This window comes from Nitrincola salilacus (assembly GCF_046271865.1).
Lineage (GTDB): Bacteria > Pseudomonadota > Gammaproteobacteria > Pseudomonadales > Balneatricaceae > Nitrincola > Nitrincola salilacus.
The window spans coordinates 3,391,780-3,406,578 of sequence record NZ_CP176580.1; the positions used below are offsets into that span (position 1 = coordinate 3,391,780).

General features: G+C 52.7%; 9 protein-coding genes. 5 read left to right on the forward strand and 4 right to left on the reverse strand.

The genetic code is table 11. The annotated features are described in order from the left end of the window. The 3 genes from ACK3CJ_RS15725 to ACK3CJ_RS15735 form a co-directional block, all read right to left on the reverse strand. The gene (locus ACK3CJ_RS15725) at positions 1-3,228 is read right to left on the reverse strand and encodes an SNF2-related protein (protein WP_409523158.1); all 3,228 of its coding nucleotides are present in this window, start codon (positions 3,226-3,228) and stop codon (positions 1-3) included. A gap of 171 nt (positions 3,229-3,399) precedes the next feature. Next, positions 3,400-5,574: a catalase/peroxidase HPI gene (gene katG, locus ACK3CJ_RS15730; protein ID WP_409523159.1), complete on the reverse strand. Its 2,175-nt coding sequence runs from the start codon at positions 5,572-5,574 to the stop codon at positions 3,400-3,402. A gap of 225 nt (positions 5,575-5,799) precedes the next feature. Then, entirely contained in the window at positions 5,800-6,873 is a 1,074-nt protein-coding gene (locus ACK3CJ_RS15735; RefSeq protein ID WP_409523160.1) for an NAD(P)-dependent alcohol dehydrogenase, read from the reverse strand. A 261-nt stretch (positions 6,874-7,134) separates the two neighbouring features. Between ACK3CJ_RS15735 and ACK3CJ_RS15740 the strand changes: the two genes are divergently transcribed. The 5 genes from ACK3CJ_RS15740 (at position 7,135) to ACK3CJ_RS15760 (ending at position 12,529) form a co-directional block, all read left to right on the forward strand. Further along, entirely contained in the window at positions 7,135-7,464 is a 330-nt protein-coding gene (locus ACK3CJ_RS15740; protein ID WP_409523161.1) for a hypothetical protein, read from the forward strand. Positions 7,465-7,789: 325 nt separating this feature from the next. Beyond that, entirely contained in the window at positions 7,790-8,830 is a 1,041-nt protein-coding gene (gene pyrC / locus ACK3CJ_RS15745) for a dihydroorotase (RefSeq protein ID WP_409523162.1), read from the forward strand. A gap of 189 nt (positions 8,831-9,019) precedes the next feature. Then, positions 9,020-11,251, forward strand: a complete 2,232-nt coding sequence (locus tag ACK3CJ_RS15750; protein ID WP_409523163.1) for an NADP-dependent isocitrate dehydrogenase — start codon at positions 9,020-9,022, stop codon at positions 11,249-11,251. Between the two features lie 135 nt (positions 11,252-11,386). Next, positions 11,387-12,100 carry a Fic family protein gene (locus ACK3CJ_RS15755; RefSeq protein WP_409523164.1) on the forward strand — a complete coding sequence of 238 codons (714 nt, stop codon included), beginning with the start codon at positions 11,387-11,389 and terminating at the stop codon, positions 12,098-12,100. A gap of 126 nt (positions 12,101-12,226) precedes the next feature. Beyond that, positions 12,227-12,529: a hypothetical protein gene (locus tag ACK3CJ_RS15760; RefSeq protein WP_409523165.1), complete on the forward strand. Its 303-nt coding sequence runs from the start codon at positions 12,227-12,229 to the stop codon at positions 12,527-12,529. On the opposite strand, the gene ACK3CJ_RS15765 is transcribed toward ACK3CJ_RS15760, so the two are convergent. Further along, a complete protein-coding gene (locus ACK3CJ_RS15765) occupies positions 12,526-14,607 on the reverse strand; it encodes a PAS domain-containing protein (RefSeq protein WP_409523166.1) in 2,082 nt (693 codons plus the stop codon). The two genes, ACK3CJ_RS15760 and ACK3CJ_RS15765, sit on opposite strands and share 4 nt — an antisense overlap. Positions 14,608-14,799 lie beyond the last annotated feature (192 nt).

The window sequence follows — 14,799 nt, forward strand, 5'->3', positions numbered from 1 at the left end:
TCACCCCGCCAGCAGTGCGAGTAACTGCTCACCATCGGATGGCAGGCGGGCACTGCCTGTGGCATCAAACAGTGCATCGGCCAGTGCCTGTTTTTTCTGTTGCATCTGTTGAATACGCTCTTCGACTGTGTCGGAGGCCACCAGTTTGTAGACGAACACAGGCTTGTCCTGCCCGATGCGGTAGGCGCGATCGGTTGCCTGCTGTTCGACTGCCGGATTCCACCAAGGATCGATATGGATCACCGTATCGGCGGCAGTCAGGTTAAGACCACTACCACCGGCCTTGAGGCTGATCAAAAAGACCCGCGCGTCACCCGACTGGAAACGGTCGATCATCTGCTGACGCTTGCGGGTCTGGCCGGTCAGTTTGGCATACTCGATGCCCTGCTTGATCAGCAGTGCTTCGACCAGCGCCAGCGCCTGAGTGAACTGAGAGAAGAGCAGGATCTGGCGTCCCTCCTCCACCATCTCGGGCAGATTATCCGCCAACCACTCCAGTTTGGCGCTCTGGGTGATGCTGGCGGCCTGATCCAGTTTGACCAGCCGCGGATCAATGCAGGCCTGGCGCAGCTTCAGCAGCGCATCCAGAAACTCGATCCGGCTGCGGGCCAGACCTTTGCTGGCAATCAGATCCCGCACCCGTTTTTCCATACTGACCCGGATCGCTTCATACAGCTCACGCTGACGTCCACCCAGTTCGACATGCTGCACCATCTCACTTTTCGGCGGCAGCTCTGCCACCACTTCACGCTTGGTTCGGCGCAGCATGAAGGGCGCGACCTGCCTGGCCAGCAACTGCTGAGCGTTGCTATCGCCATCCTGCTCAATCGGGTTGCGGAAATTCTGATTAAACGCTGCCCATCCGCCCAACAAGCCAGGCAGTGCAAAATCCATCAACGCCCAGAGTTCGCCCAGATGGTTCTCCAGTGGTGTGCCGGTCAGGCATAGGCGGCGCTGTGCCGTCAGCTTGCGCACGGCGCTCGCCAGTTTGGTTTTGGGATTCTTGATCGCCTGCGCCTCATCCAATACCAGCAGGCTGAAGTTGATATCGGCGTAGTGTGGCTGATCCCGCAGCAGCAACGGATAGCTGGTCACGACCAGATCGCTGCCGACCATCTGCTCAAACTGCTCAGCACGCTGAGGGCCATGTACCAGGCAGACACGCAGATCCGGTGTGAAGTGACGGGCCTCATGCAGCCAGTTCCCCATCAGACTGGTCGGTGCGATGACCATAGCCGGACTGGTCAGTCTGCCCAGCTCCTTCATCCGCTGAATCAGGGCCAGTGTCTGCAGGGTTTTTCCCAACCCCATATCATCTGCGAGGATGCCGCCAAAGCCGTATTGCTGCAGAAAATCCAGCCAGGCCAGCCCCTGCTGCTGATAGGGCCGTAACTCTGCCCTGAGCCCTGAGGGGGTCTGAACAGGCTGCAGCCCATTGAAGGATTTCAGCTGCTGCATCAGTTCCTCGGTCAGTGGTGCTTCGCGCAGATCCAGATCCGCCTGCTCAATCAACTGCACCGCCTGGAAAGGCGGTAGTGTGACCGGAGACTGCAACCTGTTCTGCTGATAGAGCTCCAGAATCAGACCATGCACAGGGTGCAACGGGGCTGCATCAACCCGCAACCAGCCCTTCTCAGACATCAATACCAGCTCATCCGGCATCCCCTGCGCCAGCCACTCGGCGATCACCTCGCGGGTATCCAGCAACTGCTCACCCAGTGGCAGGCGCAGACCAAATTCAAACCAGTGATCAGCGCCATCACTGACATTGATTTCAAAGGCGGTACGACTCACCTCAAAGTTATAACTCGGGTCTATCTCCACCTGCCAGTCCTGTGCCTGCAGCGCTGGCAGGGAGTTATCCAGCAGGGACTGCCAACGGCTCAGAAACTCAGTTGCAGAACTGCTGATCGGTTGCCAGATCCATGCCCCGGACTCATCATACCCATAGATCCGCAGATCCAGTTGAGCGAGCTGCTGCAATACGCCCTCTTCGGCCTCGTTGTCCCGCCGTACCAACCGGGACTTGCCCTCCAGGGTGACCACCTGATCCACCTGCTGATCGGAATATTCATCTGTATTGAAGGCTATCCGATAACCTCCGTAGTCGAATGTCACCAGCATCCCGGGTAAGCGGATGTCATCGTCACCCACCGATGAGATCAGCGTCAGGATCGGGGTGAACGTGTTGATCTCCTCCACCTCATCAACCGTTTCGGGCAAGGGCAGCTGATCAGTTCGGAACCGATGGCGCAGCATCAGTGCAGCGCGCGGCAGATCAGACTGGGGAATTGCCGGCATCGATGCCAGATGAGCAACCTGATTGGCCGGCATATCGGTCAGCAAACGGCCTGTTTCATACTGTTGTTCAGTCGAGTGTTCGGTCGAGAGGTCAGTCGGGTGTTCACAGAGGTAAAAAGGAGGTGTCAGGGGCAGGACCTGACACACCCGCCCATCGCTCAAAGTCGGCTGCAACTGACAGAACTCCCTTACCTCCTGCCAATGCCAGAGCAGTGGCTGTTCGGCGCCCGCTCTGATCCATACCCCACTCTCTTTCATACGCAGACGTTGCGTCAGCAACATCTGCTGTAACAACAGTGCACCACGCTCCCCCTCCAGCACATAACCATAGAAGGGGTTCTCACTGCCCTTGAGCAACCGCAACACGGCCAGATCCTGCGGGGTCATAAACTCAGGCGCGTCGTAGCTGATACGGTACAGATCCGGGTTGTAGTGACGCAACTGGCTCCAGTCGCCATTCTTCTTCAGATACCCCTTCTGCATGCTCATTTCCAGACGCCCGGTGGTAGACTGCTGAAGCTCATACAGTAGATAGTGACGGGCAAGCTCAAGCGCGCCGGGCACTTTATCAGCCACCGACGTCGGCATCGATGCCAGCCAGAGTTCCCAGGATGGCAGAGCCTCATCCACTGTCTCACGTGACATATGGCTGCCATACTCCTCCAGCCAGGTCAGAGCCGTTGCCACCACATGCTTGCAGTCATGACCCACCGGGCAGGAACAGAGCCCATACAGACCATCCTCATCCTGCTGCAGATCCACTTCATAGGGCCTTGAGCCGGAGCCTGCCACCAGTGCGCGGATACGGCTGGCATCATGTTTCTGAGTCAGCAGGATTACCCGTCCCTGTTCATAATATCGCTCACCCCGCTGAAAGGCCGCCTGGCTCGTTATCAGGGCAATATCTGCACGGTTAAAGATCAGCATGGCTTGGTCTTGGTCGTTGAAAACGGCCATGATACAGGATCTATCCGGCTATCAGTAACAATGGACAATGGCAAGGGGTGAGCAAAAACTGACAGGGAGCAGATAACGGGGAAGCAGAAAGGAAGCAAGGCACGTCCCGAAGGAGGTGCCCTGCGGATCACTCAGCGTGGATCAGGCCAGATCAAACCGATCGGCATTCATCACTTTGGTCCAGACCTTGACGAAATCCTGCACGAACTTCTCTTTCGAGTCGTCCTGAGCATAGACCTCAGCATAGGAGCGCAGAATGGAGTTGGAACCGAATACCAGATCCGCACGGGTGGCAGTCCACTTCACCTGATCGGTTTTACGATCACGGATCTCGTACAGGTTCCTGCCCACCGGCTTCCAGGTGTTGGCCATATCGGTCAGGTTGACGAAGAAGTCGTTGGTCAGGGCACCGACACGATCCGTAAACACGCCATGTGACGTACCACCGTGGTTGGTGCCGAGCACACGCATCCCGCCGATCAGCACCGTCATTTCAGGTGCCGTCAGGCCGAGCAACTGGGCGCGATCCAGCAGCATCTCTTCAGGACTGACCACATAGTCCTTCTTCTGCCAGTTACGGAAGCCATCATGAACCGGCTCCAGATAGCTGAAGGAATCAATATCAGTCATCTCCTGTGTGGCATCACCCCGGCCCGGCGCAAAAGGTACATCAACCTTCACACCACCGGCCTGAGCAGCCTGCTCGATGCCGACATTACCGGCCAATACGATCACATCCGCCACACTGGCACCTGTCTCAGCTGCAATGCCTTCCAGCACTTTCAGCACTTTTGCCAGACGGGCGGGCTCGTTACCCTCCCAGTCTTTCTGAGGTGCCAGACGGATACGGGCACCGTTGGCTCCACCGCGCATATCGGAACCACGGAAAGTCCGTGCACTGTCCCAGGCAGTTGTGACCATGTCACTGACGCTCAGGCCACTGGCTGCAATCTTTGCTTTCACGTCAGCCACATCATAATTGCTGTTGCCGGCTGGGACCGGGTCCTGCCAGGAGAGGTCTTCCTGGGGTATTTCAGGACCGATATAACGGGCTTTCGGCCCCATATCACGGTGAGTCAGCTTGAACCAGGCACGGGCGAAGGCATCTTCAAAAGCTGCCGGATCCTTGTAGAAGCGCTCGGAGATCTTGCGATACTCAGGGTCCATCTTCATCGCCATATCGGCATCAGTCATGATCGGGTTATGACGGATGGATGGATCTTCCGGATCCACCGGCTTATCTTCCTCCTTGATGCTGACCGGCTCCCACTGCCAGGCACCAGCCGGGCTTTTATTCAGTTCCCACTCATGGTTGAGCAGCAACTCGAAATAGCCGTTGTCCCACTTGGTGGGATTGGTGGTCCAGGCACCTTCCAGGCCACTGGTGACGGCATCACGCCCGACTCCACGCTTGGTTTTATTCAGCCAGCCAAAACCCTGATCCTCAACATCGCCGCCTTCAGGCTCTGGTCCAAGAAGGCTGGCATCACCATTACCATGTGCTTTACCGACAGTATGACCACCAGCGGTCAACGCGACTGTTTCCTCATCATTCATCGCCATGCGTTCAAAGGTGACGCGTACATCCTGCGCGGTTTTCAGCGGATCAGGCTTGCCATCAACCCCTTCCGGGTTAACGTAGATCAGCCCCATCATCACCGCAGCCAGCGGATTTTCCAGATCACGCTCGCCGGAATAGCGGCTGTTCTGATTATCGGTCGGCGCCAGCCACTCCTTCTCGGAGCCCCAGTAGATGTCCTCTTCCGGGTGCCAGATATCTGGGCGACCAAACGCAAAACCAAAAGTTTTGAAGCCCATCGATTCATAGGCCACGTTACCGGCGAGAATGATCAGGTCGGCCCAACTGAGCTTGTTGCCATATTTTTTCTTAATCGGCCAGAGCAGACGGCGCGCCTTGTCGAGGTTACCGTTATCCGGCCAGGAGTTGAGCGGTGCAAAACGCTGATTACCTGTCCCCGCGCCACCGCGACCATCCGCGACACGATAGGTGCCGGCAGCATGCCAGGCCATACGGATCATCAGACCACCATAGTGGCCCCAGTCGGCTGGCCACCAATCCTGACTGTCGGTCATCAGAGCGGTGAGATCTTTTTTCAGGGCAGCGACATCAAGCTTTTTCACCTCTTCACGATAGTTGAAGCTCTCTCCCAGAGGGTTGGTCTTGGTGTCGTGCTGGTGGAGGATGTTAAGGTTGAGTGAATTTGGCCACCAGGCCATATTGGTTTTGCTGCTGGCAGTGTTGGCGCCATGCATCACGGGGCATTGACCAGCAGAACCGGTATTCTTGTTATCCATATCACACTCCTGTTAATGACATTATTTCTGACTGTGCCTGACTACCCGGCACGTCCTCAGTCATGTATCAGGATAGATGAAAACCTGACGCAGCATGTGGTTTCGGCGATTTTATTTCCCTACTGTTATGATAGATATTTTCAATTCATCCGTACGGCCCGATTGCCCGTATCAGGGGCCACACCGGAATAAATCATCTGCAGCAGTTCGTTATTCCTCCCCTTATCAGGGTTTGATCGCCACTTTGAGCACGCCGTCACGCTGGTGTGAAAACAGATCATAGGCATCAACGATGTTGTCCAACGCAAACTGATGCGTCACCATCGGACCAAGATCAATACGACCAGTGGAGATGATCTGCATCAGGCGCCGCATCCTCTCTTTACCACCCGGGCAGAGGGAAGTGACGATCTTATGATCCCCCAATCCAGCACAGAAGGCACCCAACGGGATTGTCAGATCGCCGGAGTAAACGCCCAGACTGGACAAGGTGCCACCGGGTTTCAATACTCGCAAAGCCGACTCAAACGTGGATTGCAAACCAAGCGCCTCAATCGATGCATCAACACCGCGCCCACCAGTGATTTTCATGATCTCATCAACCACATCCACTTCATTGAAGTTCAGCGTGATATCTGCACCTAACTGACGAGACATCTGCAGCCGTTTGTCGACACCATCCACCGCAATAATCAGGCCGGCTCCACGCAGCTTTGCGCCGGCAGTGGCACACAGACCGATTGGCCCCTGCGCAAAAACAGCCACAATATCGCCGATACGGATACTGGCAGCCTCTGCACCCGCAAAACCGGTCGACATGATATCTGGACACATCAGCACCTGCTCATCAGTCAGCCCATCTGGCACAGGCGTCAGGTTGGCCTGAGCATCGGGTACACACAGATATTCAGCCTGAGAGCCATCTATCGTATTGCCGAAGCGCCAGCCACCCATTGGTTTATAACCATGCGAATGACTCCCACCATCCTGCGATGAACAACCGTCCTGACAGGCATACGAAGTAAAGCTCGGACAGATAGCTCCCGCTATGACGCGCTGACCTTCGTGGTAACCTTCAACATTTTTGCCCAGTTTCTCAATGATACCGACCGGCTCATGCCCCACAGTCAAACCGGGTGCGACCGGGTACTCCCCTTTCAGAATGTGGACATCGGTACCACATATGGTGGTTGTGGTGATGCGGATCAGTGCATCATTCGGACCGATATCGGGAATCGGCTTATCCGCCATTTCAATGCGACCGGGTTCTACGAACACCGCTGCTTTCATCATGGTCATCTCTCGCCTCCTTGTTTCGCTGTCTTCATTCAAGTACAGAAACACAATACTGCAAGCATGATGCTGATCTGGGTCAACTCAGATCCATGTCAGCACTTTCATAAAGATGGCACGACGCATTATTTTTCAGCGAGAACAGGCTTGACGAACACCATAGTGCACCACATACTCAGCCACACCATCAAACAAGATGGCTTGCATGTAAGTTACTGTCACTAATGAAAATTCAGCATTCACTTAAATGAAAAAGAGGACTTTTTGATGCGGACAAAACTGCTTGCGTTACTCGTGTTGCTCAGTACGTTCGCCCTGCCGGCTTTTGCGGCAGATTATTATGTCGATGTAACCAACAACACCGGTTACCAGATTGACTACATGCATGTCAGCCCAGCAGACGCGCAGAACTGGGAAGAGGATGTACTTGGAAATAATGTGATGCCCAATGGCACAACTCAGCGTGTCACGTTGACAGGCTACAACTCTTCGATCTTTGATATTCGACTGATCGACAGCGATGGAGACAGCTACACCTTTTGGGACATCGATGTTTCTGAATATGATCTGATAGTAAAACCAGAAGATCTGGACTGAGATTGAACGAGATTAACGAGTCTGGCGTTAATCAGTAGTCCGGTACCAGTAGTCAGGTACAAATTGCGCGATGCTAACCCACCCAGAAACTGGCAGCAGTTGCCGGCCAGCTACTGGGTGGAGTTAGACCTCAGCGTACAATAGCCAATCATGACGACCGCCTTTGCCGGGTCGATGCATCAATATCAGTTTTCTGATCACAATAGTTTTCCTGAATAATATGATTCGAGAGCATAGTTAAATTGACCTATGCCAGCCCCGCACTCAGCAACACCGCTTCTCTGTGATAAACTTGCGCGACTCAATCTACGGAACATATAACACCATGACTGAACGCTTGACGATAACCCGCCCCGATGACTGGCACCTGCATCTACGTGATGGTGAGGTGTTGCAGCATGTTGTCCCTGCCACAGCACGCCAGATGGGGCGCGCTGTCGTGATGCCGAATCTGAAACCACCTGTCACAGATGTAGAGCAGGCGCAGGCCTATCGTGAACGTATCCTGGCTCATGTCCCGCCTGGCATCCAGTTCGATCCATTGATGACTCTGTATCTGACCGACAACACCAGTGCCGAAATGATCGCTGCAGCTGGCGCGAGTCAGCATGTTAAAGCAGTCAAGCTGTACCCTGCCGGCGCAACCACCAACTCGGATTCCGGGCTGACTGATTTAGGCAAACTGGATGAGATCTGCGCGGCGCTGACTGAAGCCGGCATGCCGCTGCTGGTCCATGGCGAGGTAACCCATAACCACGTGGATATTTTCGACCGCGAGAAGCAGTTTCTGGACGATATTCTGGCCCCGCTGGCGTCACGTCACCCTCAGATGAAGCTGGTGGTGGAGCACATCACCACGCGTGATGCCGCCGAGTTTGTAATGGCGCACGGCGACAAGGTGGGAGCAACCATCACCCCTCAACACCTGGCCTATAACCGAAATCATATGCTGGTGGGCGGTATTCGGCCTCACCTGTTCTGTCTGCCGGTTCTCAAGCGCAGTGTGCACCAACAGGCGTTACAGGATGCAGTTGTGAGCGGTAGCCACAAGTTTTTCATCGGTACCGACTCCGCACCACATGCCAAAGGCGCTAAAGAAAGCGCTTGCGGTTGCGCCGGTTGCTACAGTGCCTATGCAGCCATCGAACTCTACGCCGAGATCTTTGAAGACCTGGGCGCTCTGGACAAGCTGGAAGCCTTCTCCAGTTTTTATGGTGCAGACTTCTATGGCCTGCCTCGCAATACCGATCAGATTACCCTGATCAAAGAGGAATGGCAGGTGGCGGATGAAATGCCCTTCGGCAGTGATATAATCGTGCCGCTGCGCGCCGGGGAAACCCTGCGTTGGAAGCTGGTGGACTTCTAGCCAAAGCCATCATCGGCACCGTGCAGTTCACACCAGCTAAGTAGTCAGCGCGAAAAGGCCACTCCCAGGGAAGACTTAAGAATAACGTCATATCGTCACTGACTCAGGTAGAATTACCATCGAGAAAAGCGAATCCAGCGCTTGAGACAAAGATTTGAAGCGCTGCATCTATACCATTTGGGGAATAAAATGACAGAAAACAGTCCAAAAATTATCTATACGCTCACTGACGAAGCACCTGCTCTAGCGACCTTTTCCCTCCTCCCTATCGTTAGAACCTTTACCGCTGCTGCCGAAATCAGTGTTGAGACAAGTGATATCTCAGTTGCTGCCCGTGTCCTTGCTGCGTTCCCTGAAAAACTGACGGAAGAGCAACGCGTAGCAGACACTCTTGCAGAACTGGGAGAGCTGACCAAAGATCCATCGGCCAACATCATTAAGTTACCGAATATCAGTGCTTCTATTCCTCAGTTAAAAGCCTGTATCAAAGAGCTTCAGTCTCAGGGTTATAACATCCCCGACTTCCCGGATGAGCCAAAAACTGAAGAAGAAAAACAAGCACGTGAGCGCTACAGCAAAATTCTTGGCAGCGCAGTAAACCCTGTATTGCGCCAGGGTAACTCTGACCGCCGTGCCCCGCCAGCCGTTAAAGCTTTTGCTCGCAAATTCCCTCATTCCATGGGCGCCTGGAGCAAGGCTTCTCGTTCACACGCGGATTACATGAATGGCGGCGACTTCTACTCAAGTGAAAAGTCCACCACCATGGCTGAAGAGACCGATGTGCGCATCGAGTTCGTCGGTAAGGATGGAAAGGTTGAGGTGAAAAAAGAACTGCACCTCGAAAAAGGTGAAGTGCTTGACGGAATGTTCATGAGCGCCAAAGCGCTGCGTGATTTCTTCGAATATACCCTGAATGACTGTAAAGACTCGGGCGTGATGTGGTCGTTGCACGTTAAAGCCACCATGATGAAGGTGTCTCACCCAATTGTATTCGGTCATGCAGTGACCGTTTATTATAAAGATGTCTTTGAAAAACATGCCGACCTCTTCAAAGAGCTCGGCGTGAACCCTAATAACGGTCTGAACAGTGTTTATGAGAAAATCAAAACTCTGCCACACTCCAAGCAGGAAGAGATCGAAGTCGATATCCACGCCTGCTACGCAGATCGTCCTGAAATGGCCATGGTGGACTCTGTTAAGGGTATCACCAACCTTCACATCCCAAGTGACGTTATCGTCGACGCGTCCATGCCTGCGATGATCCGTAACTCCGGCCAGATGTGGGGCCAGGACGGTAAATCTAAAGATGCCAAGGCAGTCATGCCTGAAAGTACCTATGCACGCATCTACCAGGAGATGATCAACTTCTGTAAAACCAACGGCGCATTCGATCCAACCACCATGGGTACCGTACCTAATGTTGGTTTGATGGCGATGAAAGCTGAAGAATACGGCTCGCACGATAAAACCTTTGAACTGGAAGCTGACGGTATCATGCGCATCGTGAACGCTGCTGATGGCAGCGTGATCATGGAGCATGAAGTTGAGAAAGGTGATATCTGGCGCGCTTGCCAGACCAAAGATGCCGCGATCCGCGACTGGGTTAAACTGGCGGTTACTCGTTCACGTCAATCCAATACGCCAGCGATCTTCTGGCTCGACCAGGAGCGCGCTCATGATCAGGAACTGCGCAAGAAAGTTGAGCTTTACCTGAAAGATCACGACACCGAAGGTCTGGATATCCGCGTGAGCTCATACATTCCTGCGATTCGTCGTACGATGGAGCGTTTGATCCGTGGCAAGGACACCATCTCTGTTACCGGTAACGTACTGCGTGACTATCTGACCGACCTGTTCCCGATCATGGAACTGGGTACCTCTGCGAAGATGCTCTCTGTCGTGCCGATGCTGGCAGGTGGTGGCATGTACGAAACAGGTGCCGGTGGTTCAGCACCTAAACACGTACAGCAAGTGCTGCAGGAAAATCACTTGCGTTGGGACTCTCTGGGTGAATTCCTGGCGATTGCGGTTTCGCTTGACGAGCTTGGCTTAAAAGAGAACCTGCCAAAAGCACGCGTACTGGGACAAGCACTGGATCGTGCAACCGAAACCCTGCTGGAAAACAACAAATCCCCTTCACGTAGAACCGGTGAGCTGGATAACCGTGGAAGTCACTTCTTTTTATCCATGTATTGGGCTGAAGAGCTGGCGGCTCAAAACGAAGATGCAGATCTGAAAGCACGCTTTGCGCCTCTGGCAAAAGCGCTTAAAGAGAAGCAGGATGTCATTCTGTCTGAACTGAGCGAAGTTCAGGGTCAGCCTGCCGACCTGGGTGGCTACTACCATCCAGATCACACCAAAACTGATACTGTGATGCGTCCAAGTAAAACGCTGAATGAGATCCTGGCGAGCTTTCGTTAAGATCTGACTCAGGCAGGAGCCCTGCTCTGGGCTCCTGTCCTTCAAAAGTGCGGTTATAGCCACCTATGTGTTATCCCGGGTGTATAATACCCAGTACACGTTGATTTGCATCGGCCTTTTATAAAGAAGAAAGCTATGAATATTCCTCAAGATAGTCTGTGGGAAATGAAGCCGAATATACGCTTGGCTATTCAGTTAGCAAAAAGAGATTTGCCAGCCTTGGTATATGATGCAGTGAATCTGGAAGGTGTCGCAATGACACTGCCTGAGGTTCAGACCATACTGGATGGAATAACCGTTGGTGGCCATAAAATCAGTGACCAGAATATGGCGATAAACCAATCTAAAGCCTGGGAATTCATATTTGATCTGGCCGAGAAAGGTGATTTTAAGTTCGATAAAGAAACAGCGCTGGAAGTTCACAAAATTGCTGGCCGAGATGAAGCACTGGAGTGGGGTAAGTTTCGCTCAGGTTATGTATCTATAGCAGGCTCTGAATACGAGCCCCCTGCGCCTGAAGAGTTGGATGCCAAATGGCATGACCTTCAAATAAAAATTGAGCATGTGCCTGATGTGTATGATCAGGCTATAACAGTATTTTTACAGATGGCACGAACTCAGTTTTTCTGGGACGTAAACAAACGTACTGGTCGTTTTATGATGAATGGAATCTTGTTGGCTAACGGATTTCCTATTATCAATGTTACCGCCAAACGCCAACAAGAATTTAATACTCTGATGCTGGATTTTTATTCATCAAATGATATGACTGCCATGAATACTTTTTTGCGCAGCTGCCTTGATGAAAAAATCATCAGGAATTTCAAGCTTGATTTGAAAATCGGATAGTCAGGGGCCTACACGTCTTGATACTCTCGCTCAACTGGTCATAAAGTGCGACAACCAGAGCACTATTTCAGACCAGATACTGGCGATAAGCGCCGCCAGACACATGAGTAAATCGAGGATCTCATCATGAACAACACATCGATATTCAAGCTCTCACGACGGCATTTCTATCGGGTTGAAGCCACCCTGTTCCCAGACAGCTACTCTGATGAGCCTGCGTCCGCCGATGGACCATTGATGTTCGATCTGCTCAATGAAGTCGGCATTAGTGCTCAGCTCAGTCGAGCTTTATTGGAGTCTCGTCTGGAGGATGGCTTGACCATTCATCATTATACAGCCCTGAACCATCTGGTGAGATTGGGGTTACTTTGCCAGTGGCCAGTTGTCATGCATGATACATGTGCGTTATATAAAGAAGACTGGGTTTAATGATCTGTACCCAACACACTGTGCACTTTGGTCGCCAGCGCCAGACGGGTATAGGGTTTGCGCAACAACTCCACACCCGAATCCAGGCAACCGTGATGCATAATCACGTTTTCGGTGTAGCCAGAGGTATACAGCACTTTCAACGAAGGGTTGCATAGTCGTGCCTGATCGGCAAGTTCGCGCCCGTTCATGCCGCCCGGCATGATGATATCAGTCAGCAACAGATCTATATCATGGTGTGCATTCAAGGCTTTCAGCGCCTCGGGGCCAGAAGTGGCGGCGGTAACACGATAGCCAAGCGATCGTAACTGGCCTTCAATATGCTGCAGAACCAGGTCGTCATCCTCGGCAATCAGGATATGTTCGGTACCACCTTCCGGCTGAAGTTTCGCCTTCGTTTCATAATTCGTCAGCTGAGCACCTCTCACACGGGGAAAATACAGTGTGACAGAGGTACCCTCGCCCGGTTCGGAGTCTATATTGAGATGCCCTCCCGACTGTTTGGTGAAACCGAACACCATGCTCAAGCCAAGACCACTGCCTTTACCGACAGACTTGGTGGTAAAAAACGGCTCAAAAGCTCTAAGCACTGTTTCAGCGGCCATGCCAATGCCGGTATCAGAGACGCAAATCATCACGTACTCCCCTGGCATAACATCAGGATTAGCAGCAGCGTAATGACTGTCCAACACGATATTGGAGGTCTTGATGGTCAATTTGCCACCATTGGGCATTGCATCACGAGCATTGACCACCAGGTTCAGCAGCGCCGTGTCCAGCTCACCGGCATCAATTTCGGTAATGCCCAGATTGAGGTCACGTACTAATTCGAGCTCAATGTTTTCGAGCAAAATGGGACGAATAAGTGCCCGCATCGCCTCCACCAGTTGATTAACATCGGTCGCTTTAGAATCAAGCGGCTGGCGACGGGCAAATGCCAGCAAACGACTGGTAAGCACGGCACCACGCTGCGCAGCTGAGAGCGTCATTTCGACTATGGATAGCTGGTCTGGATCGTCCAGTACCTCGGCCAACATTTCCGCGTTGCCAATAATTATCGTCAACAAATTATTGAAGTCGTGGGCAACTCCTCCAGTCAGGTGCCCGACAGCCTCCTGCTTCTGGGATTCCCGTAGTTGCTGCTCCATTTCCATACGCTCGGTGATGTCCAGCATACTGCCGACCATACGGGTCGCTTTGCTGTTTTCATCCCGAATAATAAATCCTCGATCAACAACATTGGCATATTGGCCATCACTTTTGATAAAACGATATTCGCTATACCAATACTCACCGTCACCCTGAATGACTTCGTGAATGTTATCAACTACGTCTTCAACATCATCTGGATGGATACGGTTAGTCCAAGAATCAGTTCCCGGCTCCAACTCCGATAATTCAAAACCAAACACACCTGTTATGGAGTTGTTCCACCAGACTTTATCTGTGGCGAAATCCCAGTCCCATATTACAACATTGGACGCTCTGGAGATCAGCTCGAAGCGTACCTGGGCCTCCTGCAGGGTTGAAATATCCTGGAACGCCCCCTGCACGGCTATAACGCTGCCTCGCTCATCCAGGTCAGACTCGCCGATCGCCCGAACCGACAGCTGTCCTCCTTTGGGTGGATGCAGTCGGCAGATTGCATCGAACTCTTTACCACCTCTCTTTACGAGCGTTGTAACATCTTCTACGCGATGTATGATGAATTCGATTTCCCCAACGTCATTCAGGATGGGACTGTTCACTGAGCTCCAGTGCCGCTCCTCAAAATTGCCATCAGGTAGACGTATGGGATAACGCAGTATCCCCACGTTGTCCGCCTTTTTCAGCAACTGGACGCGCTGAAGAGATGCGAGCAGGCGTCGTGTCCCTTCGGCAAGAGGGTCTTCCGGGTCATCAGGAAATACTTCGAACAATGTTTTACCAATGATATCATTCTCGTGCGTCATCGTTGCCTGCAAATACGTATCAGTAACGGTAACAATCTCAAAACTGTGAGGTCGCAACACCAGGATTTTTCCGAGTGAGGCCTTGAACAGGCGTTTGTAGATAGAATCTGCTGACAGCTCACTCAATTTATGACTCTCCGGGATAAGCTTCTCCATTAGGCGCAATGGCGTTCGAACCACACCAGTTCACTAAGTTCACTATTTAGACAGGAAATTTTGGGTAGCTTCTCGCGAATATGGTCGCTGACAAGGCTCATGAGCGCACTTATGGCAGCAATCTTTTGTGTTGTCCACGTTGCCGTTTGCTCGACCGCCTCA